Raw genomic sequence first — 17,223 nt, 5'->3', positions numbered from 1 at the left:
GTCGCTTTCAGCGACTGTGTAATTTCCTCACGATATCGGCCCAGACGGCTTCGGCGATGACGCCGTCGGGAAGCTGGATCAGGCGCTATGCCGCCTCCAAAATAAAGTCGGCGCAGCGGTCGCCCAGCATCATGGCGGGCGCCGCCGTATTGCCGGCATTGATGTTGGGGCAGGCCGACATGTCGGCAACCCGCAGATTGTCTATTCCGCGCACGCGCAGCGCCGCGTCCAGCACCGCCATCCGGTCGCTGTCCGAGCCCATCCGGCATGTCCCGGCCGGATGGTAGTTGGTCTTCACAAAGCGCTTGCAATGCTTTGTCATGGCTTCGTCGCTGAGATCATCCTGGCTTGGCACGGCAATGGCCTTGACCCGATCGGCGAGCGGCTTGGTCTGAAAAGCCTGCAGGAAATAACGCTGGCCGGAGATCATTTCCCTCATGTCGTCGGGATGTTTAAGGAGGTTCGGCGAAACGATCGGCATGTCCTTCGGATCCGCCGAACGCAGCCTTACGAAACCGCGCGACTTTGGCTTCACCACCACTGTCGTCACGGTAAGCCCATAGGTGTTCTCGACCAAGGTCAGGATATCGCGGTCCAGATAGACGTGCGGCACGCAGAAGGCCTGGATCGTCGGTTCGCCCTCGGGATCGGCCGGATTGACGAAGGCTCCGGCCTCCACCCCCGCTGACAGGATCGTGCCGGTGCCGAAGAGCTTGAAATGCAGGCCGTTCCTGATCATCCGCCAGCCTTGGCCCTGCCTGAAATAGCCGTATGGGCCGTTTGCGGTGGCGATGATCGGCACCTCCGGATGGTCGATCAGGTTTTCGCCGACCCCGGGCAGGTCGGCGACGCAGGAAATGCCGTGCCCGGCAAGCGCCTCGGCGGGGCCGATGCCGGACAGCATGAGCAGTTTCGGCGAGACGAGGGCACCGGACGAGACGATCACGTCGGCATCCGCATGGACGGTATGCTCGGCGCCCGACGCATCCGAGTAGACGACGCCGGTGACCCGACGTTTTTCGATCAGCAGCCGGCTGACTGTGCAATTGAGTTTCAGCGTCAGCTTGGGATCATTCGTCAGCGGCTCGATGAAGGCATAGGCGGCGCTGCTTCGCTTTCCCCGCCGGTTCATGAACTGGTAGAAGCCGACCCCGCGCTGCGACGGTCCGTTGAAGTCATGGTTGTACGGCAATCCAAGGCCTTGGACGGCCTGGACGAACCAACGGGAAACATCATCGATGTGGCCTGGATCCGAGACCAGCAGCGGACCTTCGCTTCCATGCAGTTCGCCGCCGAGGCGGTTGTTTCCCTCCATGCCGGTGAAATGCGGCAGCACCGCCTGCCAGTTCCAGCGCACGCCGGCATTGTTGCCGCGCAGCAGTTCGTCCCACTCCTCATAGTCGGCCGAGCGGCCTCGCATGTAGACCTGGGCGTTGACCGAGGTGCCGCCGCCCAGCACGTTGCCTTGCGAGATTTCATGGACGCGGCCGTCGAGATGGGCCTGCGGCTCGGTGCGGTGATAGCGCATGAATTTCGAGCCGTTGATCATCTTGAAGATGCCGGGCGGCATGTCGAGCAAGGGGTGATGATGGGAATGGCCGGCCTCCAGCAGCAGGGTTCGCCGTCCCGCTTTGACAAGCCTTGCCGCCGCGACGCAGCCGGCTGCTCCGCCGCCCACCACGATATGGTCGTAGGACTGCGTCATGCTTCCGGCGCCTCACGGCTTTCGAATGTACCGCGGACATACTCCCATGCCGCCGAGAGGTGGTTGAGCAGCGCCCGCTCGGCGCCGTCAGGATCTCGCTCAATGATGGCCGTGCAGATTTCACGATGGCTGAGGAAATTCACGCGGTTGCGCTCAGGCGACCGCGGCATGCGCATCCAATGCGGCGACAGCCAGGCGGTAAATGCCTTGTGCACGACAGGCAGCACCGGGTTGCGCGCGATGTCATAGAGCGCTGCGTGGAACGCCACGTCCGTCGCATAGAATTTCTCGGAATCCGGGATGGCCGCCTCGTTCATCGCCAGCGCCGCCCTCAGGGCTGTGACGTCATCCTTGCGGGCATGGATGGCGGCGTTGCGCGCCAGCGACGCCTCGAGGAAGACGCGCATGTCGTAGAGGTTCTTCACGCCCGCCTGGTCGCTCAGCAGATGTCCTACAATGCCGTCGAGGGCGCCGAGCGCGGCATCCAGGCCAGGCCGGCGCGCCACGGGCCGGAACCGCGGACGCGCTTCCACCAGGCCGCGGCTGGCCAGGCGCGCAATCGCCTCACGCACAACGCCCCGGCCCACACCATACTCGATCATCAGTTCGCGCTCGGCCGGCAGGTAGCTGCCGTCGCCAAGCCTTCCGGACGTGATGTCGGCCTCTATGCCGGCCACCATCGCGTCGGCCGCGCGGGCGGCGAGAATAGCCGCGGGCATCTCAGGACGCTCTTCCGTATCCAGCAAGCCTTTTCCTCCCAGATGGTCCTGTTATTAGAAGGTAAATCGGACCAAAGCACAAGCGGATTGATGCTTTTGTAGGACCAAAAATGACGGATTGGCTTCAGAACCGCTGAAAGATCAGCCACATTGTTGCCAGTCAGCGCTGCCGGTGCAATTATGGTCCGATGAAAAAACGTGAATGGAGCGCAGCATGAGCCGCACCGAAATCAAGGAAGTCGAGACCCGGCTGTTTCGGGTCCCACTGCGTGAGGTGATGACCGATGCCAAGCACGGCGCGCACACGCATTTCGAGCTGGTCACCGTCACGCTGAGGCTTGCCGACGGCACCGAGGGCACAGGCTACACCTACACCGGCGGCAAGGGCGGCTATGCGATCAAGGCAATGATCGATCACGACCTCGCGCCGTTCCTCAAGGCACGCGACGCAACGCAAATCCACACGATCTACGACGGCATGCTCTGGCACATCCACTATGTCGGGCGCGGCGGCATCGCTTCTTTCGCGATCTCGGCGATCGACATCGCATTATGGGACCTCAGGGGCCGGCGTAGCGGCCTGCCGCTTTGGCAGATGGCGGGCGGGGCCGGGAAGAGTGCCAAGGCCTATCGCGGCGGCATCGACCTAAACTTTACCCTCGATCAGCTTTTGGCCAGCATCGATTCCTATCTCAATGCCGGCTTCACCGGGGTGAAGATCAAGGTCGGCAAGGACGACCTGGCCGAGGATGTGGCCCGGGTGAAAGCAGTTCGCGAGCGCATAGGACATCACATCACCTTTATGGTTGACGCCAACTACGCGCTCGACGTCCCGCGAGCGATCGAGGCAGCGAGAGCATTCGCCGCCTACGATCTGCTGTGGTTCGAGGAGCCCATCATACCCGACGACTATGAGGGTTACGCCAGCATTGCCAAGGCGACCGGAATGCCCCTGGCAATGGGAGAAAACCTGCATGTCATCGAGGAGTTCGAGCATGCCTTCGCTTGGTCGAATCTCGCCTACATCCAACCCGACGCCTCCAACTGCGGCGGGGTCACCGGCTGGCTGCGCGTGGCAGCGCTCTCACGCAAGGCTGGCATTCCGGTCTGCAGTCACGGGATGCAGGAACTTCATGTCAGCCTCGTTGCAGGTCAGACAAATGCCGGCTGGGTGGAGGCGCATAGTTTTGATATTGACCATTATACCACTGAGCCGCTGAGGCTTCAGGATGGTTTGGCGATAGCACCCGACGAGCCTGGAGTGGGCGTTGTCTTCGACTGGCGGAAATTGGCGGATTTTCGCCAATAGCGCCTTGCATGGAACATGGTGCCTGTCGCTGCCGTTTAGAAATCTTGGAGGCGGCCGCATGCATTTTGTCCAGATCCTGCTTCCTCGTTCCGGCAACGCGGAGAGCGCTTCGCCGAGGAAGACTTCGACCGTCTGAAGAACGAACTCGCCGCCGCCGCAGCCAGCGGGCATACCACTTATCGGATGCCACACTTACATTTGTAATTGCAGCGACGCTTCACCGGCTTTAACTCACGCGATCATAGCAGCGACACGACAAATGCAGGCGGCCGCCCGAACACCGGCAGAAGCTGCAAGCATTGGGTGCGCCTGCAGGGAGGCGGCGATGGTTGCAAGGCGTACGGACACTGCGCATGCGGTTATGGAGGACTTCATTCTATCACGGCACCGCTCACTGGTCCGCGAAGTTGGATTTTACGAGGCTATGAGTCAAACCCGACAAGCGATCGCCGCATCGCGCGAGGTGCTGAGGCGCTTTCGCGAACGTCAGGGCGACGACACTCCTCGAGCAAAGAATGCAGACCGTGGTCCTGTCGCCGTGTCAGCCTTCGATGCCGACATCATACGCGCTGCATGCCGAGATCTGATCGCGGAGATGAACGTGCCCGAGTGTCAATGGCGCGAGCTGGCGCGAAGTCTGGTGCGCGAATTCGTGACCTGCGAGGAGACCGAAGCCGGTTTGGTGGATTGGATCGTCCGCCGGCCAGCGATGACGAAGACGGACGAAGCCGGCCGACCGGAGCCAGCCGGCGAGGCGGCGAATGAGCCAGGAGTCAGTCGACCGCAATCAACGCGAGCAAACAGGTCTCCCGGCGACTTGTTGCGCGGAACTGCGGTGGTCCGAGGATCGGAAACTTTGGCGAGCGGCTTGGACACATCTGATCCTCCTCGTTTTTAGGCGTCCGGCCCCGTGTCCGCATTCGGAGACGAATGCGTCCAGCCGACTGTCTAAGGCAGACGGCGACGGCCATGTCGCGTTGCTCCCGGCCTTCGCTCACAAAGGAGCCCAAGCCGGATGCCAACCAGGCTGCATTAGGCCAATGGGAACAATTTGCGCGGGCCGAGCTTGGGCTAGCGTCGTACAGAGGTGCAACTATGCAAGATAATTTTGACCGAGCTTCATCCGTCGCGGAGGTTGCGGAATCATTCGTGAGATCCCGGAGGCCGTTCTCTGTCGTATCGACCCGGGATGCGGTCACGATTGTCAGGAAACAGGCAGCTTTTTGCGAGCATACGGATGGCGAGCTTGCGGAGTTGGTGGCGGCAATTGCGGTCAGGCATGGTCGATTGGTCGCGTTCGATCTTGATCTCGACGACACAGGCTTGGAGATCGGTCGCGCAGCATAGCCAACGCCTCACGCAATGAGATAGCCACCGTCAACCGGCAAAATTGCCCCAGTGATGAACCCCGCGAGCGGAGAACACAAGAACAAGGCGGGGCCGGTCAGGTCGCCCGGCGTACCCCAGCGACCCATCGGAGTGCGTTTCATCAATTCCGCGTTGCGAACTGGATCGGCCCGTGGCGCGGCGGTCATGGCGGTCTCGATCCAGCCAGGCGCCAATGCGTTTACGCGGATGCCATCCCCGGCATAGGCGATGGCGAGCGACTTGGTAAGTTGCACGATGGCGCCCTTGGATGCGGCGTAAGCCGGGGCATGAGCCGCGCCGAAAAACGCGAACATCGAGGCGATGTTGACGATGGCGCCCCCGTTCGAGAGTGCCCCTCGGAACGCGCTCGCACTCCGCATGGAGCCGGTGAGATTGATATCGACCACCGTTTCGAAACCCTGGACAGTGAATTCGGCGGCGCGCAGGTTTACCCCTGCGCAATTTACGAGCGCTGCAACGGATGTGAACTGACTGGAATATCCTTCGACCGCAGTCATGTCCCGGACGTCGAGTACTGAATACGAGACGGCGGTGCCGTATGCACGAGCGGCCGCTACCTCGGCGGCCGTGGCCCCCGTCGCGTGGACAATTGCCCCGGCCTCGGCGAACGCCATGGCGATGCCGTTTCCGATACCTGTCGTGCCTCCGGTAATGACGACGGTCTTGCCCGCGAAGAAGGGCATGGCCCATATGGAGTCGGTCACCAATATCTCCTCGTTTCGCCTCTGTGGCGGACCGCGAACTCACCGCAGCGGAAGGCAAACGGGCGGATGTCTACCGTACGAATTGATCGACGAAATCGTCACCGAGACCCACGCTCGCATAGTGATTTCTGCACATGTCGATCTTGGTGAAAACGTCCTCGAAACCAATCTGCTTGTTATCCTTGTCCAGGTAAACCATGCAGCCGGAAATGTTGAAGAAGGTGATCATCTCGGGCACGTCGCTTGGAACCGTGAGCGTGTGGATTTCACCGGGCGGCTCGAAAACGTAAGATCCCGTCTCTGCCACCCAGTCGTGTTCAAGATAGTGCCAACGCCCCTTGATCACATAGCCATGCACGGGGGCCGGATGCAGATGACGGCTTAATATCCCGGCCCGGCGTACGCGGAGCAGATTGCACCACTGCCCTTGCATTGTGTTGAGCATAAGTGGTCGGAACCACACGCCCTCCGCCTGTGGGACCCAGACACGCTCGTCTTCGGGGACGGCGGCGATCGCGATCTCTTTCGGTGCCAGGGGATGGGCGGAGCCGTTGAAGGATTGATACATAGGAACCTCTGTCGCCAATTCATTGGAGTCCATATCAGCGCGATCCTAACAACTGGGCCGAGTTCTGCCGAGGCGCAATCGGGCGCCCACGCATTGGGAAAGTTGTCGGCGCGCGCCCGCCCGCTGCCGCGACCGCAAGCGGGAAGGGTTTCGGGATGGTCCGTTGGGCGTCGAAGACGATCAGTGGGTTCCTTCTTGCCTTATCATGCGGCTATCCGGGAGTGCACCGGGCTGGTCCTGGTCTGGAAGCCCCGGTTTCGGACTTCCAAGGCCAGCAAGGCGAGTTCGACCTCGTCCAATCGCGACGGGCGTGCATTTTCCGGCATGCCTTCGGCGGTGGCCAGGTCGATCAGGTACTCGTTCCAGGCCCAGTTCTTGAGCACGGCGCGTTTCTCGTCGGGTGCTAGCACTGGGTCATCCACAACCTCCATCGGAGAGGCGTAGAATGTCTCGGGCTCCGAAAGCGCCGTCTGTATGTGCGCTGCCTGTGCACCGGCGCCATAGCCGTGGCTTGCCTGGAGCCAAGCCAACTGCAGCCGCTGCCAAACCAGGTCGGAAAAGGCCTGTTTCTCCTCCGATGCATGCTGGCGCGTGACCTTGGCCTGGGAAGCAGGAGGTGCAGCCTGCACGACATAGTTGAGGCCTTGACGCTCGGCATAACGGATCGCCGCTTCCAGCGTCGGAAAGTTCAGTTCAACCTGGGTCAGGGTGTCCCGGCCACCGGTATAGCCCATCAGCGGCTCGATGAACGGGGCTGTGCGGCGTTCGAAGACCAATCGCCAGGCCTTGCGGGGCTTTGCCGAGGTCATGGCCGGGCGGCATGGCTGGTAGATCCGCGCCGTTGCGCCGTCCGGAAACACTGACCGTCCCATTGACAAAGCCGGCCCGTCTAGACGAGGCCGATTGTCATTGTCCGGCCGGACGGACGTCTTGGTTAGGTTTCTGTTGTCGCTGCTTTGAACTGTCTCCATTGCCTGTCCCTCCCGTTATGAAGGGTCGCACGGGCAGCGGCCGTAAGGGCCGCCACCCATACTGCATCCGTCAGTTCTTCCCGTTGATTGCGATCCGCTTGGCCTTCGCCTGCGCCCGCTCGGTCTTGGGCAACGTCACGGTCAGCACCCCGTTCTTGAAGGCGGCGTTGACCTTGTCTTCTTCAACCTCGTAGCCGAGCGGAATGAGGCGCTCGAAGCGACCGTAGAAGCGCTCGGAGAACTGCCGGTCCTTGTCCTCGGTCTCGGAACGCTTCTCGCCTTTAAGCTTGAGCGCCCCATTTTCCAGCAGGACTTCTATGTCGCTCTCGTCCAGGCCAGGTATTTCCGCCGTGACGCGGACTTCCTTGTCCGTGTCGGAGATTTCGACACTCGGCCAACTGGCGGCGAAAGAGGGACCGAAGGCCGGCAGTCTGGCGCCAAAGCTGCGGAAGGCGTCATCGAACAGCCGGTTTACCTCCCGGTGGAGGGAGACGAAGGGGTCTCGATCTCCGTCGGGGAAGAGACTGGGCGCCGAGTTTCCGTTGCCCCGGCCCCATGGGATCAAGTCACGTACGCTCATTGTCTTTCTCCTTTTGTAGGTCTCTGAGTCGGGCGGGACGCCCGGCTCAAGCGAAAGCCTTCATGGTGGATTGCTCAGGCGGCCAGCTTGTCGGTCTCGACCTTGGGCGCCTCGATCTTCGGCATGGGAGCCCCGCTGGAGATTTCGATCTTGCGCGGTTTCATCTCCTGGGGAACCTCGCGCTTGAGATCGATGCTCAGCAGCCCGTTCTCAAGGCTGGCGCCCTCGACTTTGACATGATCGGCCAGTTCGAACCGACGCTCGAAAGCGCGCCCGTTGATGCCGCGGTACAGATACCGGCCGTTCTCATCGCCGGATTGCGACCCGCTCACAACCAGCATGTTGGGCTGGTGGGTGACGGTCAGCTGGTCCTGCGAGAAACCGGCGACCGCCATCGTGATGCGATACTGATCATCATCAACCTTGGCGATATCGCAGGGCGGCCAGTTGTCGAACGAGGCCACACGGCTCGCACTTTCAAGCATGTCGACCATGCGGTCGAAGCCGATGCTGGACCGGTATAGAGGGGTAAAATCGAGGTTTGTCTTCATAGCCACATCCTCCTTGAGCAACATGGACAACAGAAGGCGCCAAGAGCCTTGCCGCCTGGTGTTGCCGGCCCCATTGGGCGGCCGGCGACCATCATTTAGAATCGCGACTTACACCTTCAAGAGCAAGAATAGGAAAATTTTCATCGGCAATCTGGGCGAACGCACCAATGCCACCCCTTCCGCCGGCGGGGTCACTCGCCGACGGGTCCATGGTGCAAGAACAACGACGTCGCCCTTAAATCCAATCGACGAATGGTACGAACGCGGCCACTGCCGCGCTGTCGCTGCAGTCAGGACCGGCACGCTCATCCGATTGATCCAACTGTTGCAACGCATCCATGATCGTGTCGAAGCTGACCGGTTCACCCGCTCCCGGCAGCATGCGAAGCGCTGGCACGGATTCTACGGCGCAGGCATCCGACGCCCATGACGAAAGAATGGCGCGCTACTCCTGAACAGCCAGGGCAACGTCGGCCAAAACGTCGTGGGGATGTTTGAAATGCCGCGCCGGATGCAGCAAGCGGTCCAGAAAACGTCGGGGGCCACGGGTTCAATCGATGCAAAATAGCTCGAAATGGGTCCTTCCATGGATGGTCCTCCGCTTCAGACAATCTCATGCGTGTTTGGCGGCTCTCGCCAGCGGCTGTCGATCACGACCAGGCAGATCATCCAGGAACGACGCTCAACGACTTTCCCCAGGTGATGTCGATACCGAGACTCATCGTCCGGCACCCTGGGCGGCTCGATCACGACCGAAGCGAACGAGCCGTTCGCGATCGAGGGTGGCGATGCTGCACTTCCCCAGATGTTCGGAGCATAGCGAGGGCTGCGGCCTTGGAGCGGCGAGGGGACTTGCCTACATCGCACATGTCGTCGATATGGAGGTCGATGAGTTCGCCGAAGGCTTCAGGCGCGCTAACAGGGCTTTGTCGGCGTCTCACTGCGATCGACTTGGTGTCGGTGCCCCGGCGCCGCGCAACGTCGCGTTGCAGGAAGGTCTCGCTGACGCAGCGCGTGCGGCAGGTTCTAAGGTTCTGATGTTAAACAGATGCTGAAGAATCAAGATCATAGACTGGCTATTGCACCGATGATGGATGGGGAAGATATCTAAGTAAAATCAAATGGTTAATGGAGTTCGTGTGCAAAAATAGCACACGAAAGTTCTGCTTCTCTTCTTTTTTCGTTCCCACGACAGAGTCGCCGATAGCCCTTTTTCGGACGCTCTTTTGCCGACGATATTGACCGCTCCAACGCGGATGTCCGCCGTGACGGTCCGCGGTCCTCAAGGCATCTAATTCGCCCTTTTTGGGTCGCGCCTCAGCCCGAATTTGCGTGTTCCTGTAGCTCAAACTGCGACATTGGAGATTCAGCATGTGCGATCGGATACTTCGGGTCGCTCATCAAGCTTGGCGGCGGCGACACCAAGCATGGCCCGAGGCTCCCCGCGTGTTTCGGGTGCGCCGCGACGGTAAACGCGCTTTGCCCGCATGGGAGAGAGCTTTCCAATCCTTTTTCCGCAACCGGGCCGATTTCACAAGAAAGGGGGAGTCTCAACCAGCGGCGTTTCACGAAGGGCCTGGAGATCCGGAATCCTGCGGGAGGAACCTCAATGCCCCACCGCAACGGCCGGTGCGGACACTTACCCCAAACCGCAAACCGCACCGGCCATTTCCCAGGTTGTGACCCGTCAGGTGACGTACCTTGGCGGCGCAACTGCCAGCAATGCGCTCTTGCCCAGGACTGGGAGCGCAGTCTCTCCTATAGATGCTCAATCGCGGATATATCGGGTTTCGAAGCCCGCGAATTTTGTGATGCTCAGCAAATCGAGCACGCGGACACGGCCTTGTCGGAATTCGAGAAACTTACGCTCGCGAAGTTCGCGGAGCATCCGGTTGACATGAATGGGAGTAAGGCCCAGGGCGTCCGCGAGATCGTACTGGGTCAGGGGGCACTCATAGCTGTTGTGGGTGACAGCGCCTATCAGTTCCAGACGGGTTCTCAGTTCGAGGAACAGATGCGCTGTGCGCGCTAACGCGCTGCGTCGTCCTACATTGGTGAGATGTTGAGCGATGACGGCTCCGTTGTGCCCAAGAGCCTCCACAACTAGGGAAAAAAGATGGGGTGATTTCATAGCCGCGAGAGTAAATGTCTTGGTTGACGCCACCAAGACGCACAGTTCAGTTTGAGCAACAAACGTTTCAAGAGCGCCACCCGTGTACGACCGGGACAGGACTATGTCGCCTCTCAGGGCAAAATCCAGAATCTGTCGCTGCCCGCCTGCGAGTTGGTGAGAAATGCAACCCCAGCCCGACTCGACTATGAATACGCGATCGTTGTCCTCGCCCTGACTGAAGATGACCGTCTCCGGAGAATAGCGCTTCGGCACGAACCCCAGCGTCTTTATGAGCGCCGCATCGTCATCGTTAAACCCGATGTATGAGGGCCGTTTCTCGTTTCCGCGCAAAGAATGTGTAACGTTCGACATTCACAACCCGCCCAATGTCTTCCTTTCTGCCCCTTGGGGTCAAATGTACATCAAATTTGATGTGATGAGTACCTATTCTGCGTCGCCGGCAGGATCTGTAAACGTCTGCACGCGAAAGCAAAGAATGGAATCGCGCGAAAAACCGCGGCTACGTTTTGTTTTTTGTAAAGTTTTCTCGTATGGACTCGACTATTTCGCTGGCGATGAAGCAGCTTCGGTTGTCCACTTGACCGGCGGCATTCCGCAAGGTCCTCGATGCATCCTTGAGCAGTCCCCTGATCTGTGCTGAGGACAATAAATCCGATGCCTCAAGTTCAAGTAGCACCGATTCACTCACGTGAAGAGCAGCAAGGGCAACCGCTCGTGGCCTGGTGGCTAGTAGTTTCAAGAGATCACTGTTGGGCCTTGTACGCGATTTCTTTTTTGCCATAGTACTTCTCAAACTGTCCGGACAAGAAGGTTGTGTAGGTCAAAATCACCTCGCTTCGAGAACTTGATCGCGCCCGAGACGGGAGAGGTTGGAGGGCTCAATCGATGTGTGTCTTTAGACAAGTCTAATAACTAAGCTATCCCGCTTTGCAGCGACGACACAGAGGCAAAACATACCGAATTAGCCGTAGCTGGTACGTCAACCTTGGGACACCACAATGTCGCTATCGCGACGGACGTCGCATTCGCAAAAGGTCGAAAAGTTTCTATCTTGCAGAAATTCAGTCGCCTCTCTTGCCCAACTGGCGGGTGTCGCCGCTTGCCTTCCTGGATGGGTCTCTTCATCTTCAGATACGTAGGCTAGGGCATCGGTTCTGCCTCGGTCGAAGTTTCCCCAATCCTGGCCTGATGATGACGAAAAGTCGCACAGGTGTGGCACTAAGCTCGCGCCAGGACGCTCTTGCCCTCGTCCAAAGCTGACAGCCGGAAAGGTTCGATTTGGCCTTCGGTCTTGTCCAGATACTGCATCAGCGCCGTTACCAAGTGATAGAATATGCTAGCGGGAACCTCCGTTGCCTGTGACCTTCCGCGCTCGTCAATCCTGTCGATCCACAAGCCAAGAGGCGCGGGATCAATATGCCATCGAAAGAGGCGGGCGACACGAGCTTCGATCTCTGGTTTTAGATCAGGGCCGCCCATCTTGTCCAAGGCAATGGCAGCTTTGACGGCCTCACATTGTGGCCAACTGCGGGACAGCCGGTCGATGGGCATTCCTTGCCGCGACACAGCCGCATAAGCCAGACCGGTTGCACGATTCAATCCGCTGGCGATCGCTGACGAATAGAGCTTTCGTGCGTAATTGGCCAAATCTTTTTGCCCACTTGCTTGTGCGAAATCGATGAGGAGTGAGGCCCATTCGAAATGGTGGCCAGGTTCGGTCCGTTGTCCGCTTTCTCCAGGCAAAGGCAGCCAGTCGACGTCGAAATTTTCTCCTACAGTCCAGCTCTCCTGATCGAAGAAATGGCAGCGGAAGAGATCAACGACGCGTGCGGCCCGACGCAGATATGTCCGGTCGCCAGTAACGCCATGCCAGGCAAGGAAGGCTTCCAGCATGTGCATGTGAGGGTTCGAAAATCGCATACCATTCGAGCCGGAGGTCTCCAGAAAGCCGTTCAGACAATGGTCTTCGAGATGGGTGTCAATGAAGTGAAATGTCTCATTTGCCAGTTGCAAGGCGTCGGGATGGCCGCATCGGTGAGCGTGGGAAAGCGCTAGGAGTAAGCAGGAATGATCGTACGCGTCCTCCGCAGGGTCAGCCACGGTGCCATTGGCGTTTAACGTGCGCACCCAGCCGCCGCGGTTGGTACGCCCATGTTTCGCAATGAAGTCGATGCCATGGTTGATCAGTTTGTCGGCCGGTCCGGCCCATCCGCGTTCCTTGGCCACAGCAAAAGCGTAGATCTGGCGAGCCATCGTCCGCATGCGTTTGGGCCTGCCCAAAGGCCTCGTGTCTAAACCGAGAGCCTCGTGAAAGCCCCCGTACACATCATCGACCCCCGCGGTGGACCACAGCGGCAGGGTCTCATTGAAGAGCCAATGTTCGACCCGTTTGCGCCACGAACCGCTGATGATGACCCGGTCTTCTGATGCCGTGTACTTCGTCTCGAGCCGTCCGCTCTTTTCAAGCTGCTCTACGACCATCTTCACGTCCTGGCTGTGGCTGACGGGGGCGACGAATACCGCATCCGGTGTCGCCACTACCGCCACCCCCTTCATTCCGACGACCGTTAGCAGCCTTCCTTGGCTTCTAAGGTAGGAAGTGTCGCAATTCATGGCGACGACGTCGCCCATGACGACATTGCCGTCCCCGTCCGTCGGGCTGGCTTCGAGCAGCGATTGCCACGATCCAAGGTCGTTCCAGCGAAAGGAAGCCGTAACCATCGCGATATCGCGTGCATGCTCCATGACCGCATAGTCGATTGAAGTGGAGGGAACGGCCGAGTAAAAGCCCTGGGGCAGATAGATACCGGAGAGGTCGACCCGCGCGGTCTTGTGTGCCCGCTCCGCAGTGTTCCAGATGTCCGGTTGGAAATCCAGAAATGCCCGCCGCATCGCGTCAGCGCGAAACAGGAAAATGCCTGCGTTCCAGTAGAATCGTCCTGACGACACGTATCCGCGCGCTGTCTCGGCATTTGGCTTCTCGACGAAGCGCGAAACCGCAGCCACCCGATCGTCGTTTGCTGCAACCTCGATGTAGCCATATCCGGTTTCGGGATGCGTTGGCTTGATGCCGAAGACAACGATGCTTCCTGAATCGGCGGCAGAAACGCCCGACTCGACGGTGTCCCAGAATTGCGCTTCGGTCGATATCTCATGGTCGGAGGGGACCACGAGCACAAGAGCGTCGCCGCCATGTTCCGAGATCGTCTGCAGGGTGGCTATGGCGACCGCCGCGGCGGTATTGCGACCGATAGGCTCGAAAATCGGTCTGCCGCCGTTCAGGCCGAGCGAAGCGACGTCTGAGATGACTCGATCGGCATGTCGTTCGGAAGCTATCAAGTAGATCGGTGTCTGATTCTCGGGCCGCGCCTTGAGACGCCGGACAGTCTTTGCGAGCATTGACCCGTCGCCCGAAAGGTCGTGGAATTGCTTGGGATTGTCTTCCCGCGAGAGCGGCCACAGGCGCGCGCCCACGCCCCCACTCATGACAAAACTCACCAGCTTGTATGCCACGATCCAGTTCCTTCTCAGAAATGCCTGGCTACAGGCTCCCGACCTCTTGATTTTTGCGCGGAAGCAGATTGAGAGCATCGAACATCTCGCACGGTCGTTTCAACGAGACGGAGCTTCGCAACAGGAATCGGCACGAAGCCGTGACCATGGTCACCGGTTGAGAATTGACAGCGAATTCGGCGAAGCAGGCATTGGCAGAAAACGCCACTCCGACCTCTGAACACACAGCGCCGATCAGGCGCCATGTTGACGACCATGAGTCGGCTGCCAAAGTGATGGCCCGTGACGACGCTCGACCCCCAGCCCAGTTAGCAATCACGAAGCCAAACCCCATGCCAAGCGCCTGCGCGGCCATGAGATCGAGTCTTGAATCAGCACACGTGTTCCCGCGAACCGGTGAGATCGATGAGAGCATTGATTGCGGAGACGAACGCTATTCGGTCTGACTTGGCTAACTTTTTTGAAGGGCACGTTCCGCTCCGAAAATTGCGCCGCGAGAATAATCGAAACCCTTAGCACGCTGTCGGTCGCCGGCTTCGTCAGGAATTCGGGTAGGCCCTGAGGCCCAGATTCGCATGCCGTCATCCAATAGGCTATGCCAATCGACGGCCAAAAGGATGTATCGCGCCCAAGCGCGGAGGCTTTGTATTCTGGAGCGTGCGTCCGACTCGGGCGCTGAATCAAGGCTGGGCTGCAAGATGCTGTTTACTGCATTCAGGTTGCCGTTCCGCGAATATGTCGGATATGTCGACGAAAGGCGTTTCGGACGCCTAGTTTGCCTTCTTGAAGACATTCAGGTCGAAGTCGTCCGGGAAGCGACGCACCTTCATCCATTAGGGAAAACGATGACGGACTGCGCCGCGTTCTCTCTGCAGGCGATGGAAAACGGCGAAAACCTCGAAAGCATGTCCGCGAGGATTGATACCCTCACACGCAGCGTGATGTTGAACCGCAGACGGCAGGTCTCGTTGGAACAGCAGATGTCATTTCTCTCAAAGACGCGAGCGGAACTGCAGTGCATCCTCCTTCCCATATGACGTAGCCCCTACGCCAATTGGCGGCATTTTACCTTCCCTCCCGCCGGCGTAGTCTTTTGCCGCAATCTGTTTCGCGGGGCCTCAGCTTTTAATGCAGAAATCGGCCGGACATCATGCTTCGCCTGTGTCAGGACGGCGGGCGCGCTCGAATTCCCGCACGGCTGCAGGAGAAGTTGAATGGACCGAATGTTGCCGCACCAATGGCCGACTACAACGAACCAGCAGGTTTCGGTAGCCCAGGAGTTTATCGGCCTCGCTGATATAACAAGGTTTTTGACGCGTTACGTCGCAACGATCATTGCCTGCCTTGGCATCGCGCTCTTGGTAGCGTGGTTCTACAACTCGACCACCGATCCGGTTTTTACCGCCAGCGCGCAGATCCTGATCGAGCCGAAATTGCCCCAACATCTACAGGAGGGCGGAGAAGTAAATCTATCATTGGACACCGCGCAGGTGGAAAGCCAGATCGCGGTAATGCAGTCGGAAAAAATAGCCGCGATGGTCATCGACCAGCTGAAACTCGTGGAAGACCCCAACTTCAATCGTCCACACGCTCCGATCTTAGCGGAGAGATTCAGAAAGCTAAAAACCGTCCTGGTTGAGGCTTTCGGAGTCCAGAAAAGCACCAGGGTCACGTCGCTCTTGGATTATTTCGGCTTCGGCATGCCAGAACCCACCCCGTCACTGACCGACTACCAAAAATTCCGGCGCACAATGGCGACCTTCCGCGACAGCCTCGATATCCGCAGGGTCGGTGTTTCCTACGCGATAGACATTTCATTCACGTCTGTTGATCCCGAGGGTGCATCCAATATTGCGAACGCCACCGCCGATGCCTTTGTGCGTGAACAGATCGAAACCAAGGCTGACGGCGCAAGAGAAGGTGGCGCGTGGCTCGAGAAGCGTCTTCAGCAGCTTCGTGCTCAGATGAACGCGGCGATGGCGAAGGCTCAGGAATTCCGTTCTCGGCACGACTACAGCGTCGTCAACGAAGCCAAAAGCGAAGAAGGCAATTCGATTGACGGGGTCAACGCTGTGCCGACGCTTGAAGAGCTCGAGGTGACCGCCGAAACCTATCAGAAGATGTACGAAAGCTTCCTCCAGGCCTACACCAATTCGGTCAGCCAGCAATCGTATCCGGTCGCCGACGCGAGGGTGATCACGGCCGCGACAGCGCCGCTTTTTCCGAGCGCTCCAAGGCCGAAACTGGTGCTCGCCTTTGCCGCGATCGCCGGAACCATTTTCGGCATCGGGGTTTCGCTTGTGAGGCAGATGCTCGATTGGACCATCCGATCGCCACGACACATCCGGGATAACCTGGGTATCGAATGCATCGGAGAGTTGCCGTTGACGAGCAGGCGGATGGGTTCCAGTCACGTTGACGAGGTGCAAAGACGTCCCCACTCACGATACAGCCAGTGCCTCAGGAAAGCACGGACCGAAATCAGCCTTGCGGAGACCAACCATCAAGTCAAATTCCTCGGGTTAACTGCCGTGTCCAACGCCAGCCCCAAGAGCTCCGTCGCCAGCAATCTCGCCACGCTTTACTCGATGTCGGGCCTGAAGACATTGGTGATCGACGCCGATGTTCGCCGGTCGGCCACGACCATGCGGCTGCTAGGCCGTTCGATTGCGTACGACAAACAGAGCCAGGACCCAATTCGACTCAATATCGTGCGCGCTCCTGGGCGGCCGTTCGACATGCTTCCCAGTTCGGTGGTGGACGGCGGAAATCTGTTGATCCCACGCAATATGGAGGCATTCCTCTCGGAGCTTACAGCTTTTGATCTCGCCAATTGCGAACTTGCCGCCTATGACGTCGTCATCGTTGATCTGCCGACACTAGCCTCGGGAGCCGACGAACTGATTGTCGGATCCGTTCTGGACGGTGTCGTCATCGTTGCCGAATGGGGCAAGACACACGTCGAGACGCTGCGCGAACTGGTCCGGACGTTGCAGGCCAGCAGGACGCATGTGCTTGGTGCGCTTCTGGCGAACGCTCGGGCGATGACATCCATTCACCACAAGGCTTGACAGGGGGAC

General features: G+C 59.2%; 12 protein-coding genes and 1 pseudogene. 3 read left to right on the top strand and 10 right to left on the bottom strand.

Annotated features, from left to right (window positions below; genetic code table 11):
- Positions 1 to 85: 85 nt before the first annotated feature.
- Complete coding sequence (locus NKH54_RS11815; protein ID WP_353028271.1) at positions 86 to 1,705, bottom strand: GMC family oxidoreductase; 1,620 nt, start codon at positions 1,703 to 1,705, stop codon at positions 86 to 88.
- Positions 1,702 to 2,451 carry an FCD domain-containing protein gene (locus NKH54_RS11810; protein ID WP_023682469.1) on the bottom strand — a complete coding sequence of 250 codons (750 nt, stop codon included), beginning with the start codon at positions 2,449 to 2,451 and terminating at the stop codon, positions 1,702 to 1,704. Before NKH54_RS11810 ends, NKH54_RS11815 begins: the two co-directional genes overlap by 4 nt.
- A gap of 187 nt (positions 2,452 to 2,638) precedes the next feature.
- Here NKH54_RS11810 and NKH54_RS11805 point away from each other — a divergent pair, with 187 nt between their 5' ends.
- The gene (locus NKH54_RS11805; RefSeq protein WP_023726630.1) at positions 2,639 to 3,733 is read left to right on the top strand and encodes a mandelate racemase/muconate lactonizing enzyme family protein; all 1,095 of its coding nucleotides are present in this window, start codon (positions 2,639 to 2,641) and stop codon (positions 3,731 to 3,733) included.
- Between the two features lie 1,355 nt (positions 3,734 to 5,088).
- Here NKH54_RS11805 and NKH54_RS11800 read toward each other — a convergent pair.
- The 8 genes and pseudogenes from NKH54_RS11800 to NKH54_RS11765 form a co-directional block, all read right to left on the bottom strand.
- Complete coding sequence (locus tag NKH54_RS11800) at positions 5,089 to 5,826, bottom strand: SDR family oxidoreductase (RefSeq protein WP_245263955.1); 738 nt, start codon at positions 5,824 to 5,826, stop codon at positions 5,089 to 5,091.
- Between the two features lie 70 nt (positions 5,827 to 5,896).
- Entirely contained in the window at positions 5,897 to 6,394 is a 498-nt protein-coding gene (locus tag NKH54_RS11795; RefSeq protein ID WP_023710477.1) for a 2,4'-dihydroxyacetophenone dioxygenase family protein, read from the bottom strand.
- Positions 6,395 to 6,597: 203 nt separating this feature from the next.
- Positions 6,598 to 7,266, bottom strand: coding sequence for an NADH dehydrogenase ubiquinone Fe-S protein 4 (locus NKH54_RS11790; protein ID WP_352840017.1), 669 nt, complete (start codon positions 7,264 to 7,266; stop codon positions 6,598 to 6,600).
- Between the two features lie 169 nt (positions 7,267 to 7,435).
- Complete coding sequence (locus NKH54_RS11785; RefSeq protein WP_023696160.1) at positions 7,436 to 7,945, bottom strand: Hsp20/alpha crystallin family protein; 510 nt, start codon at positions 7,943 to 7,945, stop codon at positions 7,436 to 7,438.
- 74 nt (positions 7,946 to 8,019) lie between these two features.
- Positions 8,020 to 8,496 carry an Hsp20 family protein gene (locus NKH54_RS11780; protein ID WP_023693482.1) on the bottom strand — a complete coding sequence of 159 codons (477 nt, stop codon included), beginning with the start codon at positions 8,494 to 8,496 and terminating at the stop codon, positions 8,020 to 8,022.
- 235 nt (positions 8,497 to 8,731) lie between these two features.
- Positions 8,732 to 9,084: pseudogene (locus NKH54_RS11775) on the bottom strand (hypothetical protein).
- A gap of 1,180 nt (positions 9,085 to 10,264) precedes the next feature.
- The gene (locus tag NKH54_RS11770) at positions 10,265 to 10,981 is read right to left on the bottom strand and encodes a Crp/Fnr family transcriptional regulator (RefSeq protein ID WP_352637689.1); all 717 of its coding nucleotides are present in this window, start codon (positions 10,979 to 10,981) and stop codon (positions 10,265 to 10,267) included.
- 867 nt (positions 10,982 to 11,848) lie between these two features.
- Positions 11,849 to 14,116 carry an AGE family epimerase/isomerase gene (locus tag NKH54_RS11765; protein ID WP_502907515.1) on the bottom strand — a complete coding sequence of 756 codons (2,268 nt, stop codon included), beginning with the start codon at positions 14,114 to 14,116 and terminating at the stop codon, positions 11,849 to 11,851.
- Positions 14,117 to 14,841: 725 nt separating this feature from the next.
- Between NKH54_RS11765 and NKH54_RS11760 the strand changes: the two genes are divergently transcribed.
- Complete coding sequence (locus NKH54_RS11760) at positions 14,842 to 15,180, top strand: hypothetical protein (protein WP_353028269.1); 339 nt, start codon at positions 14,842 to 14,844, stop codon at positions 15,178 to 15,180.
- 177 nt (positions 15,181 to 15,357) lie between these two features.
- Positions 15,358 to 17,214, top strand: a complete 1,857-nt coding sequence (locus tag NKH54_RS11755) for a GumC family protein (RefSeq protein ID WP_353028268.1) — start codon at positions 15,358 to 15,360, stop codon at positions 17,212 to 17,214.
- Positions 17,215 to 17,223 lie beyond the last annotated feature (9 nt).

The organism is Mesorhizobium sp. M1004 (assembly GCF_040318795.1).
In the GTDB taxonomy this organism is placed as follows: Bacteria; Pseudomonadota; Alphaproteobacteria; order Rhizobiales; family Rhizobiaceae; genus Mesorhizobium.
This window is presented reverse-complemented; position numbering and strand designations above follow the sequence as displayed.